This is a genomic window from Vibrio sp. HM8-C (assembly GCF_058630515.1).
The window spans coordinates 39,441-57,690 of the sequence record NZ_JBMMKS010000019.1 but is presented as its reverse complement, the minus strand read 5'-3'; the positions used below and the strand labels follow the sequence as shown (position 1 = coordinate 57,690).

General features: G+C 44.8%; 16 protein-coding genes and 1 riboswitch. Of the genes, 9 read left to right on the top strand and 7 right to left on the bottom strand.

Features of this window, described 5'->3' with window-relative positions; genetic code table 11:
- Positions 1–7 precede the first annotated feature (7 nt).
- Both ACOSVQ_RS18320 and ACOSVQ_RS18315 read left to right on the top strand, forming a co-directional pair.
- Complete coding sequence (locus ACOSVQ_RS18320; protein WP_491983863.1) at positions 8–994, top strand: serine/threonine protein kinase; 987 nt, start codon at positions 8–10, stop codon at positions 992–994.
- 47 nt (positions 995–1,041) lie between these two features.
- Entirely contained in the window at positions 1,042–1,644 is a 603-nt protein-coding gene (locus ACOSVQ_RS18315) for a thiol:disulfide interchange protein DsbA/DsbL (RefSeq protein ID WP_491983862.1), read from the top strand.
- Positions 1,645–1,681: 37 nt separating this feature from the next.
- Here ACOSVQ_RS18315 and yihG read toward each other — a convergent pair whose 3' ends face one another.
- Both yihG and ACOSVQ_RS18305 read right to left on the bottom strand, forming a co-directional pair.
- A complete protein-coding gene (gene yihG, locus ACOSVQ_RS18310) occupies positions 1,682–2,560 on the bottom strand; it encodes a 1-acylglycerol-3-phosphate O-acyltransferase, YihG family (RefSeq protein ID WP_491983861.1) in 879 nt (292 codons plus the stop codon).
- A gap of 124 nt (positions 2,561–2,684) precedes the next feature.
- Positions 2,685–4,211 (bottom strand): YifB family Mg chelatase-like AAA ATPase, encoded by a 1,527-nt coding sequence (locus ACOSVQ_RS18305; RefSeq protein ID WP_491983860.1) that lies wholly within the window; start codon positions 4,209–4,211, stop codon positions 2,685–2,687.
- Between the two features lie 626 nt (positions 4,212–4,837).
- Here ACOSVQ_RS18305 and ilvG point away from each other — a divergent pair.
- Genes ilvG through ilvA form a run of 4 tightly spaced genes read left to right on the top strand, consistent with a single transcriptional unit; the run spans position 4,838 to position 10,198 of the window.
- A complete protein-coding gene (gene ilvG, locus ACOSVQ_RS18300) occupies positions 4,838–6,484 on the top strand; it encodes an acetolactate synthase 2 catalytic subunit (RefSeq protein WP_102942812.1) in 1,647 nt (548 codons plus the stop codon).
- A gap of 12 nt (positions 6,485–6,496) precedes the next feature.
- On the top strand, positions 6,497–6,781 hold the full coding sequence (gene ilvM, locus ACOSVQ_RS18295; protein WP_491983859.1) for an acetolactate synthase 2 small subunit: 285 nt from the start codon (positions 6,497–6,499) through the stop codon (positions 6,779–6,781).
- A 38-nt stretch (positions 6,782–6,819) separates the two neighbouring features.
- A complete protein-coding gene (gene ilvD, locus ACOSVQ_RS18290) occupies positions 6,820–8,661 on the top strand; it encodes a dihydroxy-acid dehydratase (protein WP_491983858.1) in 1,842 nt (613 codons plus the stop codon).
- Between the two features lie 4 nt (positions 8,662–8,665).
- A complete protein-coding gene (gene ilvA / locus ACOSVQ_RS18285; RefSeq protein WP_491983857.1) occupies positions 8,666–10,198 on the top strand; it encodes a threonine ammonia-lyase, biosynthetic in 1,533 nt (510 codons plus the stop codon).
- Positions 10,199–10,349: 151 nt separating this feature from the next.
- Here ilvA and katG read toward each other — a convergent pair whose 3' ends face one another.
- The gene (katG, locus tag ACOSVQ_RS18280) at positions 10,350–12,527 is read right to left on the bottom strand and encodes a catalase/peroxidase HPI (protein ID WP_491983856.1); all 2,178 of its coding nucleotides are present in this window, start codon (positions 12,525–12,527) and stop codon (positions 10,350–10,352) included.
- A gap of 665 nt (positions 12,528–13,192) precedes the next feature.
- On the opposite strand from katG, the gene acuI reads away from it, so the two are divergent.
- A complete protein-coding gene (gene acuI, locus ACOSVQ_RS18275; RefSeq protein ID WP_491983855.1) occupies positions 13,193–14,173 on the top strand; it encodes an acrylyl-CoA reductase (NADPH) in 981 nt (326 codons plus the stop codon).
- Between the two features lie 32 nt (positions 14,174–14,205).
- On the opposite strand, the gene ACOSVQ_RS18270 is transcribed toward acuI, so the two are convergent.
- Together ACOSVQ_RS18270 and ACOSVQ_RS18265 are read right to left on the bottom strand one after the other, a co-directional pair.
- Complete coding sequence (locus ACOSVQ_RS18270; RefSeq protein WP_491983854.1) at positions 14,206–15,147, bottom strand: LysR family transcriptional regulator; 942 nt, start codon at positions 15,145–15,147, stop codon at positions 14,206–14,208.
- A gap of 127 nt (positions 15,148–15,274) precedes the next feature.
- The gene (locus tag ACOSVQ_RS18265) at positions 15,275–15,460 is read right to left on the bottom strand and encodes a hypothetical protein (protein ID WP_491983853.1); all 186 of its coding nucleotides are present in this window, start codon (positions 15,458–15,460) and stop codon (positions 15,275–15,277) included.
- A gap of 134 nt (positions 15,461–15,594) precedes the next feature.
- Here ACOSVQ_RS18265 and tusA point away from each other — a divergent pair, with 134 nt between their 5' ends.
- Positions 15,595–15,858 (top strand): sulfurtransferase TusA, encoded by a 264-nt coding sequence (gene tusA / locus ACOSVQ_RS18260; protein WP_491983852.1) that lies wholly within the window; start codon positions 15,595–15,597, stop codon positions 15,856–15,858.
- A gap of 91 nt (positions 15,859–15,949) precedes the next feature.
- On the opposite strand, the gene ACOSVQ_RS18255 is transcribed toward tusA, so the two are convergent.
- Together ACOSVQ_RS18255 and ACOSVQ_RS18250 are read right to left on the bottom strand one after the other, a co-directional pair.
- Entirely contained in the window at positions 15,950–16,210 is a 261-nt protein-coding gene (locus ACOSVQ_RS18255; protein WP_491983851.1) for a hypothetical protein, read from the bottom strand.
- A gap of 134 nt (positions 16,211–16,344) precedes the next feature.
- Positions 16,345–16,899, bottom strand: coding sequence for a TMEM165/GDT1 family protein (locus ACOSVQ_RS18250; protein ID WP_491983850.1), 555 nt, complete (start codon positions 16,897–16,899; stop codon positions 16,345–16,347).
- A 90-nt stretch (positions 16,900–16,989) separates the two neighbouring features.
- A riboswitch (yybP-ykoY riboswitch) is annotated at positions 16,990–17,105 on the bottom strand.
- A gap of 227 nt (positions 17,106–17,332) precedes the next feature.
- Between ACOSVQ_RS18250 and glyQ the strand changes: the two genes are divergently transcribed.
- Positions 17,333–18,250, top strand: coding sequence for a glycine--tRNA ligase subunit alpha (gene glyQ / locus ACOSVQ_RS18245; protein WP_102942836.1), 918 nt, complete (start codon positions 17,333–17,335; stop codon positions 18,248–18,250).

Genomic DNA, 18,250 nt, shown 5'->3' with positions numbered 1-18,250 from the left:
TTAATCAATGACTCAAGCAACGTTTCACTTTGACGCTTTAACACCGGATCTAATGTGGTACGCATTAGAAAGCATCGGTATCCGCGCAGAATCTGGCTTTCTTGCGCTAAACAGCTATGAAAACCGCGTTTATCAGTTTGTCGATGAGGACAAACGACGTTTCGTCGTAAAGTTTTACCGTCCGCAACGCTGGACTACCGATCAAATTCGCGAAGAACACGAGTTTGCACTTGAATTGGCTGATGCAGAAATCCCTCTCGCGCCACCACTGGTTATAAACGGTACAAGTCTGCATCACTATCAAGGATACGACTTTGCACTGTTTAACAGCGTCGGAGGTCGTCAATTTGAAGTAGACAATCAAGAGCAGCTGGAATGGGTTGGCCGATTCTTAGGTCGTATCCATAAGGTTGGTGAAGGAAAAATATTCCAACATAGACCAACCTTGGGCTTGGAAGAGTTTCTGTATCAACCTAGAAAATTACTGCAAAACTCTCAATGCATCCCAATGCACCTTGAGAACGTGTTCTTCAACGATTTAGATTTACTGATCAAACAGATTGAGCAGCAATGGCCAGCAACTCACACCAATATTCGTCTCCACGGGGATTGCCATCCCGGTAATATTTTATGGCGTGATGGACCGATGTTTGTCGATCTGGATGACGCTCGCAACGGCCCAGCAGTGCAGGATTTATGGATGCTGCTCAACGGTGATCGCCAAGATAAACTTGTTCAACTGGATATTTTGCTTGAAGGCTACCAAGAGTTTTGCGATTTTAACGTCTCCGAATTGAAACTAATTGAACCGCTTCGTGGTCTACGAATGGTGCACTATATGGCTTGGTTGGCAAAACGTTGGGATGACCCAGCTTTCCCAATCGCCTTTCCTTGGTTCAACGATCCTAAATATTGGGAAGGCCAAGTGCTCGCATTCAAAGAACAAATCGCAGCATTAGACGAGCCCGTGCTCCCACTGATGCCACAATGGTAACATCACAGTATTAAGTTAGCGCCTTAAAAGGAAAAATGGAGTCCATAATGAAAAAATTGTTTGCACTGGTTGCAACCCTGATGTTTAGCCTATCGGCTTACGCAACAGACTTTCAGGAAGGAGTGCACTACAAAGAGCTCGACCTAACACCTTCTTCAAAACCTAGCGTAGTTGAGTATTTCTCTTTCTATTGCCCACACTGTAATCAGTTCGAGCCAATCATTGCTCAGCTAAAAGACAAATTGCCAGAAGGCGTGAAGCTACAAAAAAATCACGTATCTTTCATGGGTGGTAACATGGGTAAATCCATGAGCAAAGCTTACGCAACTATGATTGCTCTTGGCGTTGAAGATAAAATGATCCCTGTTATGTTCAACCGAGTACATAACTTACGTCAGCCACCAAAAGACGACCAAGAACTACGTCAGATCTTCACTGATGAAGGGATTGATGGTAACAAGTTCGATGCAGCGTTCAGCGGTTTCGCGGTGGATTCAATGGTTCGTCGTTTTGATAAACAGTTCCAAGAAGCCGGTCTAAGTGGTGTACCTTCTGTCGTAGTTAACAATCACTACCTAGTTCAAGCTCAAGGTATCAAGACTCTGGATGAATATTTTGAATTGGTTAATTTCTTAATCAATAAAAAGTAAACACAAAAAAGGGAGCACTAAGCTCCCTTTTTATTCATTAAGACTTGTAAATCTCTTTCAATAAATCGTCTTTGTCTTGCCACACATCCCCCAGCCATTGTTGAAATTGGCGTTTATAGGGTTTGTCATTGAAATAGTCACCTGAGACCTTCTCATCAACAGGTAATACTCGAATCCGTACCACTATCTTTGACATACGCCCCATCAACATATCTCTGAAAGGCTTCTCTACGTTGTCCGGGTAAGCAAGCGTAACATCAATGATATTCTCAAATTGCTCACCCATAGCAGCTAGTGTGTATGCGACACCACCAGATTTTGGCGGCAGAAGATGCTGATAGGCAGAGCGAACCGCTTGTCGTTTCTCTGCATCAAAACGGGTTCCTTCTACATAGTTCACAACCGTCGTTGGGTGGAACTTAAACTTCTCGCAAGAACGACGCGTGGTTTTCAAATCTTGACCACGTTTTTCTGGATGACGAAGTAAATACTCTCGGGAATAACGACGCATAAAAGGCATATCTAACGCCCAGCATCCCATACCGACAAATGGCACATAAAGCAGTTGATGCTTTAAGAAAAACTTAGGCATAGGTATGCGATCTTTAAACACCGAGCAAAGCACCACGATATCTGTCCAGCTTAAATGATTACTGATCAGCAAGTACCAACCGTCTTTCTTTAAATCTTCCCCACCTTCAATATCCCACTCAACAGGATTAGAAAGTGATAGCAGCCCTGCGTTTACCGTCGCCCACATCCACATCGCTTTATCAGCCATTTGAGTAGCACGGGCTTTGAGTCTCGGTGTTGGCAACAGCACTTTAATGACTGCAATCGCACAGATAATAAGAGAGCTTATCGCCGTGTTGGCAATAACCAATAATGCATTGATAACAAGCAGAAAATAAGACAACGCAGAGCCTTTACTTCAATGAACAAAAAATGAGCGCACAATTATACAAGCTTGTCATTTTTTTGAAATATCCTTCAGCAATGGTCAGAGTACTCACTAGCCTTTGTTGAATGGTAAGTAACTACTAACTGATTGATTGTGATGTCAGTTGTTTTAGCAATCTATCCATTGCTCGATAACCCAATGCTTCGGCCAAATGTGAACGATTGATCTGAGACTCCCCCTGCAAGTCGGCAATCGTACGCGCCACTTTGATAATTCGATGATAAGCACGTACAGACAATCCCAAACGATGTAGCGCATTCTCAAGAAATTCAGCATCCGGTTTCGTGAGCGGACAGACTTGCTCTATTTCTCGACTTTGCAAAAACGCGTTCACTTTACCGCTGCGCTCTAACATTTTCTCGCGTGCTTTCTGCACTCTTTGTTTAACAACAACCGTCGGCTCGCCTCTATCTCCTCCATTAGCTAGCGTGCCTTTTGGCAGTGCAGGAATTTCAATCGACATATCAAATCGGTCCAACAAAGGACCTGACAACCGGCTCAAATAACGCAGTATCACTTGTGGATTGACTCTTGCCTGCTCTCCCTCGTGATAACCTGTTGGGCTTGGGTTCAATGCCCCGACCAATTGAAAACGAGCGGGAAAGCGAGTTTTTCCTTGAACACGAGAGATGATGATCTCACCCGATTCCAAAGGCTCACGCAGTGAATCTAAAACCTTACGTTCGAACTCAGGCATTTCATCTAAAAACAGCAATCCATTATGGGCTAAGGATATTTCCCCAGGGCGAGGAATTGAGCCACCACCCACCAGAGCAGCCATTGAACTTGAATGATGAGGTGATCGAAATGGGCGCTGTTTCCAGTTATGAGCGTTGATTTCTTGCTGAGTTAGAGAAGCTACCGAAGCCGTCTCTATCGCTTCGGCATCAGTCATAGGTGGCAGTAAATCACACAAGCGTGAAGCCAACATGGTTTTGCCCGTACCGGGAGGTCCCAAAAACAGCAAGTTGTGATTTCCTGCAGCGGCAATTTCTAAAGCACGCTTTCCCTGTTGCTGTCCGATGATATCTTGTAAATCTCGTAGATGATTGGGTTCTGCTGGCAAATTTGAACTCTCAAATAGGCTCAATGTTTTCTGTCCACATAGGTCGGCACACACCTCCAGTAGAGTTTGAGCCGATTTATGCTGCTGACTATCGACTAAAGCTGCTTGGTCGCCGTTCCAGTGAGGAACCACCAAACAACGTTTGCTTTTGGATGCAGCCAATGCAGCCGGAAGTACGCCTTTCACACTTCGAAGCTCGCCAGATAGCGCCAGTTCTCCGATAAATTCATGCTTATCTAAGCATGTTTGTGCGATTTGGTTCGAAGCCGCCAAAATGCCCAGTGCAATAGGTAAATCAAACCTACCCCCTTCTTTGGGCAAATCTGCGGGTGCGAGGTTGACGGTAATTTTCTTCGCAGGGAAAGAAAACTGAGAGTTGATGATCGCACTGCGAACTCTATCTCTTGATTCCTTAACTGTGGTTTCTGGCAAACCGACCAAGGTGAACCCCGGCATACCGTTGCTGATATGAACTTCCACTGTAACTGAAGGTGCTTCCACACCCACACTGGCTCGACTATGGATAATCGCAAGTCCCATTTTGTCCCTTATTCTTTGATTAACAATCACTCAGCAGTGAATCCTCTGTCTGCTGGCCAATGGCATTTGTTATATATCGCGGGAGTTCAAAACGAGAATGTGAAAAAAGAATGAGTTTTTGCTTGTCATGTAACGGAGATGTATGTTACCACTAGAGACGCAAACAATTGCGCATACTATTAAAACGATTTTTTAGAGCATATTGATGAATTTGAACGCCCGCATTAACTCACTGATTACCCTGATTATCGTGGTCATTATTAAGACCGCGCGGGGACTTGCAGGCGTAAAATAATTGCCAAGATTCAAAAAGCCCCCGCACTGAAAAGTCCGGGGGCTTTTTTACAGCCTTTATGCTGAAACAAAAACAATAAGACTATACCCAAACTACTTGAAGTTGCAGGTAGGCGACAAGTGAGTGAATCCCCATGAGCATCGATAACTATGTGATTGGGGTGAACGAATGCAGACAACACCACTGCAGCTTCAAGTAGGAAGGGGATAAATAAAAAGCACATACTGATTAATACCTAGTCGGATATGTCAGGAAGAATGGGAGCGCACATGACGTGCAAACACAACACAACTAACCAACGCGATTCAAATCGCACTATCGGAGGCATACGATGACGGGAGCGCAACTAGTCGTAGCCGCTTTAAAACAGCAAGGTATCAAAACCGTTTTTGGTTATCCGGGTGGCGCAATAATGCCCATCTATGATGCTTTGTATGATGGCGGAGTAGAACACATACTGTGTCGCCACGAACAAGGTGCTGCAATGGCTGCCATAGGCATGGCCAGAGCCACTCAAGACGTAGCAGTATGTATGGCAACATCAGGCCCTGGAGCCACAAACCTTGTAACCGGCCTTGCCGATGCCTTTCTAGATTCCGTTCCACTCGTTGCTATCACAGGTCAGGTCGCCAGCTCTCACATTGGTACTGACGCTTTCCAAGAAATGGATGTGATAGGTATGTCTCTCTCCTGTACCAAGCACAGCTACCTCGTTACCGATATTAATGAACTGGCTCCAACTCTCGCTGAAGCGTTTGAGGTTGCTAAAACTGGCCGTCCAGGTCCGGTTATCGTTGATATCGCTAAAGACGTTCAACTTGGTCAAGCACCGGTGACATCACTACCAAGTTTTACTCCACCAGCAATCCCTCAGGTTGACCCACAACAGTTAGTGAAAGCACAACAGTTGATGGCCGAAAGTAAGCGTCCTGTTTTGTATGTGGGTGGCGGTGTTCAACTGGCTCACGCGACAGACTGCGTGCGCAACTTCTTGCGTTTAAACCCTATGCCTTCAGTAAGCACACTTAAAGGTTTAGGAACCATTGAGCGTCACGACCCACATTACCTTGGCATGCTGGGTATGCACGGTACCAAAGCCGCTAACCTAGTCGTTCAGGAAAGCGATTTGTTGATCGTTGTCGGTGCTCGTTTTGATGACCGAGTGACTGGCAAACTGGACACCTTCGCTCCTCATGCGAAAGTTATCCATATCGATATCGATGCTGCGGAGTTCAATAAGCTGCGTAAAGCGAATGCCGCACTGCGTGGTGACATCAACAGCATCTTGCCTCAGCTCGAATTAAGCCATGATATTTCATCTTGGGTACATCACAGTGAAAGCCTACGCAGTGGCTTTAAGTGGCGTTATGACCATCCGGGCGATCTCATCTACGCTCCGCTATTGTTGAAACAGCTATCAGACATGATGCCTGATAGTGCGATTGTCTCTACCGACGTAGGTCAACATCAGATGTGGGCAGCGCAACATGTACAGCCGCGCATGCCACAAAACTTCATCTCATCTGCCGGTTTGGGAACTATGGGCTTTGGCTTACCTGCCGCAATGGGCGCAGCGGTCGCTCGTCCAGAAGACCAATCTATTCTAGTTTCAGGTGATGGTTCATTCATGATGAACGTTCAAGAACTCGGCACACTGAAACGCCGCAAAATTCCGGTGAAGATGGTACTGTTGAACAACCAACGCCTAGGTATGGTTCGTCAATGGCAATCACTGTTCTTTGATGGTCGCCACAGCGAAACCATCCTTGATGACAACCCAGATTTCGTGATGCTGGCAAAAGCATTCGATATTCCGGGTAAAACTATCACCAAGAAAGAAGAAGTTGAGCCAGCATTGAAAGAGATGCTTGAGAGCAAAACTGCTTATCTGCTTCACGTGCTTATCGATGAAGAAGAAAACGTATGGCCGTTGGTACCGCCGGGCGCATCCAACAATGACATGTTAGAGAACACTTAAGAGAGGCTCACCATGCAAAGATATCTACTCGACATCAAAGCAGACGATAAACCAGTACTACTTGAGCGTGTTCTGCGTGTTATTCGCCACCGCGGATTCATCATTAAGCAAGTAGCGGCAACTCAGAACCACGAAAGCAAGGTTGCAAGCGTAGAGATTATTGTCGACAGTGACAGACCTATTTCTACCCTAACAAACCAGATAGAAAAATTATGGGACGTTCGTACTGTTGATGTAACCAACATCAGAAATGACGAGCTGCCAAACAACAATTTACAACAAAAAATTTGCGCTTAAACCCTTTAGGGCAAAGCAATAAGGTAAGGAAACACAACATGCCTAAATACCGTTCGGCCACCACTACACATGGACGCAACATGGCTGGAGCACGCGCACTATGGCGTGCTACTGGCGTTAAAGAAGAAGATTTCGGTAAGCCAATCATCGCAGTCGTGAACTCATTCACTCAGTTCGTTCCGGGTCACGTTCACCTTAAAGACCTAGGTCAACTGGTTGCTGCTGAAATCGAAGCGGCAGGCGGCATCGCCAAAGAATTCAACACCATCGCTGTTGACGATGGTATCGCAATGGGTCACGGCGGTATGCTTTACTCACTGCCTTCTCGTGAACTGATTGCAGACTCTGTAGAGTACATGGTGAACGCACACTGTGCTGATGCAATGGTGTGTATCTCTAACTGTGACAAAATCACTCCGGGGATGCTAATGGCGTCTATGCGCCTTAATATTCCTGTGATCTTTGTTTCTGGTGGTCCAATGGAAGCGGGTAAAACTAAGCTTTCTGACCAGATCATCAAGCTAGACCTTGTTGATGCAATGATGCAAGGCGCTGATCCTAAAGTTTCTGACGCGCAAAGCGAACAAGTAGAACGTTCTGCATGTCCAACTTGTGGTTCTTGTTCAGGTATGTTCACCGCAAACTCAATGAACTGTTTGACTGAAGCTTTGGGTCTATCTCAACCGGGTAACGGTTCTATGCTAGCAACACATGCTGACCGCAAAGAGCTGTTCATCAATGCAGGTCGTCGTATCGTAGAACTCACCAAACGTTACTACGAAAAAGATGACGCAAGTGCTCTACCACGTAATATCGCAAACAAAGATGCGTTCGAAAATGCGATGGCACTAGATATCGCGATGGGTGGTTCAACCAACACTGTTCTTCACCTGTTAGCAGCTGCTCAAGAAGGCGATGTGGATTTCGATATGACCGATATCGACCGCATGTCTCGCATGATCCCACATCTATGTAAAGTGGCTCCATCAACGCAGAAATACCATATGGAAGATGTTCACCGTGCCGGTGGCGTAATGGGTATTTTGGGTGAGCTAAACCGTGCAGGTCTGCTTCACAGCAAAACCAACACCGTTCTTGGCATCACAATGGAAGAGCAGCTTAACCAATACGATGTCATGCAAACCAGTTCTGATGCAGTGAAAGACTTCTTCCGCGCAGGCCCTGCTGGTATCCGTACCACTCAAGCTTTCTCGCAAAATTGCCGTTGGGACACATTAGACATTGACCGTAAAGACGGTTGTATCCGCGAGAAACAACACGCGTTCAGCCAAGACGGTGGCCTGGCAGTACTTCGCGGTAACATCGCCCTCGATGGCTGTATCGTTAAAACAGCAGGCGTAGATGAAAGTATCCTCAAGTTTGAAGGTCCAGCGGTGGTATTTGAAAGCCAAGAAGATGCCGTTGAAGGCATTCTTGGTGGCAAAGTGAAATCTGGCGATGTAGTAGTTATTCGTTACGAAGGTCCTAAAGGTGGTCCGGGCATGCAAGAGATGCTTTACCCAACCACTTACCTCAAATCTATGGGTCTAGGTAAAGAGTGTGCACTATTAACTGACGGTCGTTTCTCCGGTGGTACTTCTGGTCTATCAATCGGTCACGTATCTCCTGAAGCAGCGAACGGTGGCACGATCGGTTTGGTGAAAGCAGGCGACACTATCTCTATCGACATTCCAAACCGTACCATTGTGTTACAAGTCTCAGAGCAAGAGCTTGCTGAGCGCCGCTCTGAACAAGAGAAGCTAGGTTGGAAACCTGTTGATCGTCAACGTGAAGTTTCTTTTGCACTAAAAGCTTATGCCAGCATGGCAACCAGTGCTGACAAAGGCGCGGTGCGAGATAAATCTAAGCTAGAGGGCTAGCTTTATGACCTTGACCCAACAAACTGGCGCAGATTATCTGCGCCAAGTCCTTAGAGCTCCTGTCTATGAAGTGGCGAACGTTACGCCACTTCAGGAAATGCCTCGCCTGTCTGCACGTATCGGTAACCAAGTGCAGATCAAGCGTGAAGACCGCCAACCCGTGCACTCGTTTAAGCTGCGTGGTGCTTACAACATGGTGGCGAACCTGACCGAAGAGCAAAAAGCAGCAGGTGTTATCGCAGCCTCTGCGGGTAACCATGCTCAAGGTATGGCGTTGTCTGGCACTAAACTCGGTATTAAAACGACCATCGTCATGCCTCGCACTACACCTGATATCAAAGTAGAAGCAGTTCGCGGATTTGGCGGTAACGTTATTCTTCACGGCAGTAACTTTGACGAAGCAAAAGCAGAAGCAGAGCGTCTATCGGTAGAAAACGGTTATACCTTTGTCCCTCCTTTTGACCATCCATTAGTGATTGCAGGTCAAGGCACTATTGGTATGGAGATGCTGCAGCAAAACGGTCATCTCGATTACATATTTGTGCCAGTCGGTGGCGGTGGTTTAGCAGCAGGTGTTGCGGTACTGGTTAAGCAACTGATGCCTGAAATCAAAGTCATTGCGGTAGAACCTGAAGATTCAGCCTGTTTAAAAGCGGCTCTGGATGCAGGTGAACCTGTGGTGCTTGACCAAGTGAGTATGTTTGCCGACGGCGTGGCAGTAAAACGCATCGGTGATGAAACCTTCCGCCTATGTCAGCAATATCTAGACGGTCATATAACAGTATCAAGTGATGAAATCTGTGCTGCAGTAAAAGATATCTTTGAAGATACTCGCGCTATTGCTGAGCCTTCAGGAGCTTTAGCTCTGGCTGGATTGAAAAAATTCGCTGAGAAAAACCAACTAAAAGATAAGAAACTGGCAACCGTACTATCGGGGGCTAACACCAACTTCCACGGTTTGCGTTATGTTTCAGAACGATGTGAATTGGGTGAAAAGCGTGAAGGTCTACTCGCGGTAACGATTCCAGAACAAAAAGGCGCATTCTTTAAGTTCTGTCAAATCATCGGCAATCGTGCTGTAACTGAGTTTAACTACCGTTATAGCGATGACGAACTCGCGAATATCTTTGTTGGTATTCGTTTGGCTGGTGGTCAAGAAGAGCTAAATTCAATCATCAAAGAGTTACGTGCTTCAGGCTATCCAGTTCAAGATCTCTCCGACGATGAAATGGCGAAACTGCATACCCGTTATATGATTGGTGGTAAGCCGTCTAAACCATTGAAAGAACGTTTATACAGCTTTGAATTTCCAGAATATCCGGGGGCGCTGCTCAAATTCCTAAGCACTTTGGGTACTCACTGGAACATCAGCCTGTTCAACTACCGTAACCACGGTGCAGACTATGGTCGCGTACTGTGTGGTTTTGAACTTGAACAATCAGACTTAGAGCGTTTCTCTGCTCATCTGGTTGAACTGGGCTATCGCTGTAAAGATGAAACCGACAACCCGTCGTATCGTTTCTTCTTGGCAAAATAAGCCTCTCTCTTCTCTATACGAAAGACGAAAGATGAAAGACGAAAGCCATCGAATATTGATGGCTTTTCTTTTGTGCTTCGTTTTAGTTTTGACGCAAAAGAAAAGCTCCCGCCGATGGCAGGAGCTTTCACTGAGCTTAGCGCTTCAATCCTTATTTGATAAGGTCAAAACGGTCAGCATTCATCACTTTAGTCCAAGCTGCGATGAAGTCTTTTACGAACTTCTCTTGGTTATCATCTTGAGCATACACTTCCGCGTATGAACGCAAGATTGAGTTTGAACCAAACACTAGGTCAGCGCGAGTTGCAGTGAACTTAGCTTCGCCAGTCTTACGGTCACAGATATCGTAAGAGTTGCGACCTGTTGGTTTCCAAGTAAATGCCATGTCGGTTAGGTTAACGAAGAAATCGTTAGTCAAAGTACCAACGCGGTCAGTAAACACGCCGTGTTTGCTGCCACCATGGTTAGTACCTAGAACACGCATACCACCGATAAGCACAGTCATCTCTGGTGCAGTCAAACCAAGCAGTTGAGCACGGTCTAGTAACATCTCTTCAGGTGTCACTGTGTAGTGTTTCTTCTGCCAGTTACGGAAACCGTCTGCTACAGGCTCAAGTACATCAAATGATTCTGCATCAGTTTGTTCTGCTGTTGCATCACCACGACCTGCTGCAAATGGTACTTTAAAATCGTAACCAGCAGCTTTTACCGCTTTCTCGATACCCACGTTACCTGCAAGAACAATCGTATCTGCAATGCTGATACCAAATTCTTGTGCAACCTTAGTCAGCTCAGCAAGAACTCGAGCTAAACGCTCTGGCTCATTGCCTTCCCATGCGTTTTGAGGAGCAAGGCGGATACGAGCACCGTTTGCACCACCACGTAGATCTGAATTACGGAAGGTACGTGCACTATCCCAAGCTGTAGCAACCAACTCTGATACAGTTAAACCAGTAGCTGCGATCTTAGCTTTCACAGCTTCAATATCGTAACCAGTCACGCCTGCTGGAATAGGATCTTGCCAAATCAAATCTTCTGCAGGTACATCTGGACCAACATAGTTTGCTTTAGGACCTAAATCACGGTGTGTCAATTTAAACCAAGCACGAGCAAACACTTCGTTAAAGTACGCTGTATCTTGGTGGAAGCGCTCAGAAATCTTACGGTATTCCGGGTCAACTTTCAGTGCCATGTCCGCATCAGTCATCATTGGGTTGTAACGGATTGATGGATCTTCAACGTCTACTGGCTTGTCTTCTTCAGCGATGTCTACTGGCTCATACTGCCATGCACCTGCTGGGCTCTTAGTCAGTTTCCACTCGTGTTCTAGCAGCATCTTGAAGAAGCCGTTATCCCACTGTGTTGGATGAGTTGTCCATGCGCCTTCGATACCACTTGTCACTGTATCGCGACCGATACCGCGAGACTTATGGTTGTTCCAGCCAAGACCTTGCTCTTCAATGTCAGCCGCTTCTGGATCTGGACCTAGGTTTTCAGCTTTGCCGTTACCGTGAGCTTTACCCACAGTATGACCACCAGCCGTTAGCGCTACAGTTTCTTCGTCGTTCATTGCCATGCGAGCAAATGTTACACGCATGTCAGCCGCAGTTTTAAGTGGGTCAGGATTGCCATCCACACCTTCTGGGTTTACGTAAATCAAACCCATCATTACTGCTGCTAGAGGATTTTCTAGGTCACGTTCACCTGAGTAACGGCTACCTTCGCCACCACTCTTCGCTAACCACTCTTTTTCAGAACCCCAATAAATGTCTTTTTCTGGATGCCAGATATCTTCACGGCCGAACGCAAAACCAAAGGTTTTTAGACCCATTGATTCATAAGCAATGTTACCCGCAAGAATCATCAAGTCAGCCCAGCTGATTTTGTTGCCGTATTTTTTCTTGATTGGCCATAGTAGACGACGCGCTTTATCTAGGTTCGCGTTATCTGGCCATGAGTTTAGAGGAGCAAAACGTTGGTTACCGGTAGAAGCACCACCACGACCATCCGCAGTACGGTAACTACCCGCTGAGTGCCAAGCCATACGAATCATCAAACCGCCGTAGTGACCCCAGTCTGCTGGCCACCATTCTTGGCTATCTGTCATTAATGCTGTTAAGTCTTTCTTCAAAGCTTCTACATCAAGCTTCTTTAGTTCTTCTCGGTAGCTGAAATCTTCACCAAGTGGGTTAGTTTTCTTATCGTGTTGATGAAGGATGTCCAAGTTTAGTGCATTCGGCCACCAGTCCATTACCGTTGAACCCGTTGATGTCATGCCACCATGCATCACCGGACATTTACCTGTTGAATTGTGATCTTTGTTATTCATAAGGGATGCTCCTTTCAAAGCAGAAGTTTTGTAATATTCTCTTACATCCAAACCTATTATTTAGATGTTAATATTTCTCAGTTACGAATTAGGTTATATGCTTTTTAATTATTTCAAACTTATTATATTAATAGTTTGAAATATGATCACATTATTTAAACCGATTAAATCAATAAGAGAAATCTATCAAACAGATAAAACTTGCTTGATTACGACATAAAAACCAACACAAAATAATAAAAATCAAAAACTTAAATTAATATCATTTTTATATCAATGTATAAAAACCGGCTAAAAACCGAGTTAATTCACGTTAGAAAAAGCGAAAAAACTGACAAGAATAAACCCACAGAGACTCCAGAAAGCACCTACAATTAGAAAAGAAAAATTCCTAATAATTTCTATATATTTTCATATTTAAAAATAAATAACGAAAAACAAAAAATTTAAATATTCAAAATAAAGAAGGACTATTCGTTTTATATTCGCTTCTATATAGCCACAAAAGAATAAATCGACGTCGTCTATACTCAGGCTTAAAAACTATATACCCACATTTACTATGCGTGTTATGCATAGATCTAATGCTAAAGTTTCATTTAATTCATCAAGCTATCAAGGCTAGACTGTAGTCAATCAAGACAAATCACTCATGGAGGAACTTTATGTTTCAAGCTTTAACTCTTAACCAAGAAGACAAACGCACCATCGCATCGATTGAACAAATTGACGAATCTCAGCTTCCTGAAGGTGAAGTGGTTGTTGCTGTTGACTACTCCTCATTGAATTACAAAGATGGCCTAGCCATTACTGGTAAAGGCAAAATAATCCGTAACTTTCCTATGGTGCCTGGCATTGACCTAGCAGGTAAAGTTATCAGCTCTGAAGATGCTCGCTATAAAGAAGGTGATGCCGTTGTTCTAACTGGCTGGGGCGTTGGAGAAAATCACTGGGGCGGAATGGCACAAAAAGCGCGCCTAAAAGCGGATTGGTTAGTTCCTCTTCCTCAAGGCTTCTCTGCCAAACAGGCCATGATGGTTGGTACTGCAGGATTTACTGCAATGTTATGTGTACAAGCATTGTTAGATGCGGACATTAAACCTGAAGACGGTACTATTCTTGTTACCGGTGCTAGCGGTGGTGTGGGTTCAGTGGCGGTAACACTACTGGCTCAGTTAGGATACAAAGTAGCAGCCGTAACTGGTCGTGTTGAACAAAATGGGCCATTGCTTGAAAAATTAGGTGCGAGTCAGATTATTGATCGCAGTGAATTTGAAGAACCTGCACGTCCATTAGAAAAACAAGTTTGGGCAGGTGCAGTCGATACTGTCGGCAGCAAAGTATTAGCGAAAGTGTTAGCACAGATGGACTACAACAGCGCGGTTGCTGCTTGTGGGTTAGCTGGTGGTTTTGACCTTCCAACGACAGTCATGCCATTTATACTGCGTAACGTTCGTCTGCAAGGCGTTGACTCAGTGAGCTGCCCGCTAGAAAAACGTGTTGCTGCATGGAAGAAGCTTGCAGAGCTTTTACCTGCAAGCTACTTCGAACAAGCGTGTACAGAAATCGACTTGGCACAAGCGCCGAAATACGCAGAAGACATAACAAACGGTCGAGTAACTGGTCGTGTCGTTATTAAGCTGTAACTTGTCAGTAGATAAGGCTCTAAGAGCCTTATCTATTCAAGCCCCATATCTTCTACCCGCTTCGCTATTAGTTTTCCGCACTCTTCTTTCACAATACTTCTCAACCACTCCTGTACCGGAGAGTGTTCGCAACGCGGATGCCAAATCATTGAATAATCGAAAGGCGTAAAGTGAAACGGCAATGGTTTCACAACGAGATCGTGTCGCTCTGCAACTAAATAAGCGAGATCCGCCGGAACCGTCATAATCAAAGACATCATATCGATGATCGCCAACGCAGCCTCTAAATGATAAGCACGTAACACCATTTTTCTTGGTGGGTAAGATATTAAGGCTTGTTCAATAAGTGCTTTTACACCATCGCTGATAGCTATCATTGCATGAGGAAACCGCAAATAATCTTGCAGACTCATCGTTTTCTCTGCCAATGGGTGCTGTTTTGATAGTAAGCACAGCACACCGACCCTACCCAAAATCTCATGTTGCAGCGGCTCAATGGCTCTAATAGGTCGACAGATAGCGAGATCAGCGCCTTCATAAGTCAGTTGGTCAATCAGGCGTTCATGCTGAAGCGGCAGGAATTCGAAAGCAACGTTTGGCGCCTCTTTATATATTCGAGGTAAAGCGAAAGGCAGAATAGTCTGCATTGCATAATCGGTTGTGGCGATGGTAAAGGTGTGATCATAGGAAATGGGATTAAAATCTGTGGGAGAAAGTACCTGCCGAAGCGATTCTAAAGGTTCACCTAGAGCCAAATTTATCGCTAACGCTTTTTCAGTTGGAATAAGGTGTTGTCCCTGACGAGTGAACAGCGGATCCGACAATAAATCTCGCAAGCGCCCTAATACGCGACTCATCGCAGATTGGCTTAGATTTAATCTTTCTGCTGCTCGGCTGACACTGCACTCTTCAACAAGAACTCGCAATGCAATCAGCAGATTCAAATCGCGGCGATAAACGTCTTCTAATTCCACAATAACACTCAGGATTTAAAACAATAGTCAGAGTGTAACCAATAAATAAAAAAAATCCCGCCTTTCAGCGGGGAAGCCCAAGAAAACTGGGGATAGTGTCGGAATATCGTAGAGCATAGTATGACAATTAATGTTTCTGTTCTTCAGACGAACCTTGCCACAGGTGCATCTCAAGCCAGATACCACTGAGTGATGCAATAACACCCACCAACGGCATGAGAGATTGTTCAACCGGCGTTTTAATAACTAATGAGCAAAAGGAGATAAAACACATAACCGAATAGATGGTCAGTCTATCTAATGCTGTTAACATACAACCCCCGACTCACTTGTTACCAACTTGTTAACGAATTTAAACTAAATTGTTTCAATTGCCAAGAGTTTATTGAATAATTTTTCTCCAACAGTATTATCTACGCCCTAAATGTGACATCCGTTAGGTTTACTATGAGTTTCAACCAAGAAATTGCCGATAACATTAGTGTCGATAAAGTATTAGAAGCTGAAGGATTACGCTGCCCAGAACCTGTGATGATGGTCAGAAAGACAATTCGAACTATGCAGGATGGTGAGGTGCTGCTGGTAAAAGCGGATGACCCATCGACCACTCGAGACATTCCGAGTTTCTGTCGCTTTATGGATCATCAGTTGCTGTCATCAAAAACAGACGAATTGCCGTACCAGTACCTAATCAAAAAAGGTATGGACTAAAAAGCGGGAATGGAAAACAACAAAGGCTGCCACAACCCACTTAAGTTAACAAATCGATGGTTAACAAGGTGAAGTAATAGCAGCCTTTTGCTTAATCTTGATTTTCTACTGAGCGTAGCTCAACTTTCAGATTGTTAACTTGCTTTTGCAACGCTCGAATTTCGTTATGCAACGGAATGATGTGAGAGACACGAATCCAAGATTCCACCGTTAACCCCGCCATAATGATCGCACCGGCAACCATAGGTAGCCACATTTCAGTTAACGACATTCCAAGCAAAGTTAAAACAAAGCCAAACGTAAACAAGTAACTCTGACTTTTAACGCTCATCCCCATGTATCGTGACAACATAAACGAGCCCTCTTTTAGAAAATTCGCCTATTACACTAGCATGACAAGCGTGACACAAATATGTCAGCCTGCGCATTATTGGTTGTTATTTAAACAATAATTGCAACCAAAAATTACAGGCTGACACGAGCGAATTATAAGAAAGCTGTACCAGCAGCCAATGCCAAGAACAGTAGCGCAGTGACTTTGCGGATAATGCCTAACGGAAGTTTGTCTGCAGACAATTTGCCAATCAACACAACAGGAACATTCGCCAGCAGCATACCAATCGTCGTACCTAGAACAACCATAGTTAATGCATCAGAGAACTGAGCACCCAGGATAGACGTTGCGATCTGAGTTTTATCTCCGATCTCTGCGACAAAGAATGCAATGAAACTGGCAATGAAAGGTCCACGATTCGAGATCTCTTCATCGTCGTCCAGTTTATCTGGAATCAACACCCACCCAGCCATCGCTAAGAAACTGACCACGACAACCCATTTAAGAACTTCTGGAGATAAATAATCAGCAACAACAACACCTAGCCATGCAGCAAGAGCATGATTGACCACAGTTGCAAGGAAAATAGCTGCAATAATAGGAACCGGTTTACGGTAACGACTGGCTAACAGAAGAGATAGTAATTGGGTTTTGTCACCGATTTCGGCTAAGGCGACTGTTGTAATTGAAATTGCTAAAACGCTCACGACCTACTCATTAGGGCAGGGATTATTATATAAACCATAGACAAACCCTACGCCCTACCCAAGTTCGCAGTGTTTGTCTAAGGTCTTGCTAAACTCGAAGGGCTTCGAGTCTCGGACGCCATGGTGATTTTGCACCAATTATGTTGACGAACGAATCAATACCACTTGCCATGGTCATTGATAAGCTACTCCCCAAAGACAGGCGGAATTCTATACAGCATCGTTATTAATCTCAACCCTAAATTCGCCATAAGCTTCTATTTAACTTTTTCTCTTATCAAAGAATAAAGGCTAATAAACGATAAAAACTCTCCTAAAAGAAAGTTTAAGCTAATAATTAAGCAATATTGGCACTACTTTGTCAGGGAATAACTGGGTATACTTGATCGTTATTTTTTATCAATTCAGACAGAAGAATCGCGCGAACCTGACTATGCAAAAATACGATATCAAAACCTTTCAGGGTATGATCCTCGCGCTGCAGGATTATTGGGCCCAACAAGGCTGTACCATTGTTCAGCCATTAGATATGGAAGTGGGCGCAGGTACGTCTCACCCAATGACGTGCTTACGAGCTCTTGGCCCAGAGCCAATCGCTACAGCGTATGTTCAACCTTCACGCCGTCCAACTGATGGCCGTTACGGTGAAAACCCTAACCGTCTTCAGCACTACTACCAATTCCAGGTAATCATTAAACCGTCACCAGACAACATTCAAGAGCTGTACTTAGGTTCTCTGAAAGTACTTGGCGTTGACCCACAAGTACACGACATCCGTTTCGTGGAAGACAACTGGGAAAACCCAACTCTAGGTGCATGGGGTCTTGGCTGGGAAGTTTGGCTAAACGGTATGGAAGTAACTCAGTTTACTTACTTCCAACAAGTTGGTGGTCTAGAGTGTAAACCTGTTACAGGCGAGATCACTTACGGTATCGAGCGTCTAGCTATGTACATTCAGGGCGTTGATTCTGTTTACGACTTGGTATGGACAGATGGCCCACTAGGCAAAGTGACCTATGGCGACATCTACCACCAAAACGAAGTTGAGCAATCAACTTACAACTTCGAACATGCAGATGTGGATTTCCTATTCACTTTCTTCGACCAGTGCGAAAAAGAGTGTAAACACCTGCTTGAGCTAGAAAAGCCTCTTCCGTTACCAGCTTATGAGCGCATTCTAAAAGCAGCTCACGCATTCAACTTATTGGATGCACGTAAAGCAATCTCAGTAACAGAGCGTCAGCGTTACATCCTACGTATCCGTAACCTAACTAAATCGGTTGCAGAAGCGTACTACGCATCTCGTGAAGCTTTGGGCTTCCCTATGTGTAAAAAGGGTGAGGACAAATAA

Bases quoted from the DNA above. Each gene is read 5' to 3' on its own strand.
- ACOSVQ_RS18320 (WP_491983863.1), top strand. From the start codon at position 8: ATGACTCAAGCAACGTTTCACTTTGACGCTTTAACACCGGATCTAATG.
- ACOSVQ_RS18315 (WP_491983862.1), top strand. From the start codon at position 1,042: ATGAAAAAATTGTTTGCACTGGTTGCAACCCTGATGTTTAGCCTATCG.
- ACOSVQ_RS18305 (WP_491983860.1), bottom strand. From the start codon at position 4,211: ATGGGACTTGCGATTATCCATAGTCGAGCCAGTGTGGGTGTGGAAGCA.
- ilvG (WP_102942812.1), top strand. From the start codon at position 4,838: ATGACGGGAGCGCAACTAGTCGTAGCCGCTTTAAAACAGCAAGGTATC.
- ilvM (WP_491983859.1), top strand. From the start codon at position 6,497: ATGCAAAGATATCTACTCGACATCAAAGCAGACGATAAACCAGTACTA.
- ilvD (WP_491983858.1), top strand. From the start codon at position 6,820: ATGCCTAAATACCGTTCGGCCACCACTACACATGGACGCAACATGGCT.
- ilvA (WP_491983857.1), top strand. From the start codon at position 8,666: ATGACCTTGACCCAACAAACTGGCGCAGATTATCTGCGCCAAGTCCTT.
- katG (WP_491983856.1), bottom strand. From the start codon at position 12,527: ATGAATAACAAAGATCACAATTCAACAGGTAAATGTCCGGTGATGCAT.
- acuI (WP_491983855.1), top strand. From the start codon at position 13,193: ATGTTTCAAGCTTTAACTCTTAACCAAGAAGACAAACGCACCATCGCA.
- ACOSVQ_RS18265 (WP_491983853.1), bottom strand. From the start codon at position 15,460: ATGTTAACAGCATTAGATAGACTGACCATCTATTCGGTTATGTGTTTT.
- tusA (WP_491983852.1), top strand. From the start codon at position 15,595: ATGAGTTTCAACCAAGAAATTGCCGATAACATTAGTGTCGATAAAGTA.
- ACOSVQ_RS18255 (WP_491983851.1), bottom strand. From the start codon at position 16,210: ATGTTGTCACGATACATGGGGATGAGCGTTAAAAGTCAGAGTTACTTG.
- glyQ (WP_102942836.1), top strand. From the start codon at position 17,333: ATGCAAAAATACGATATCAAAACCTTTCAGGGTATGATCCTCGCGCTG.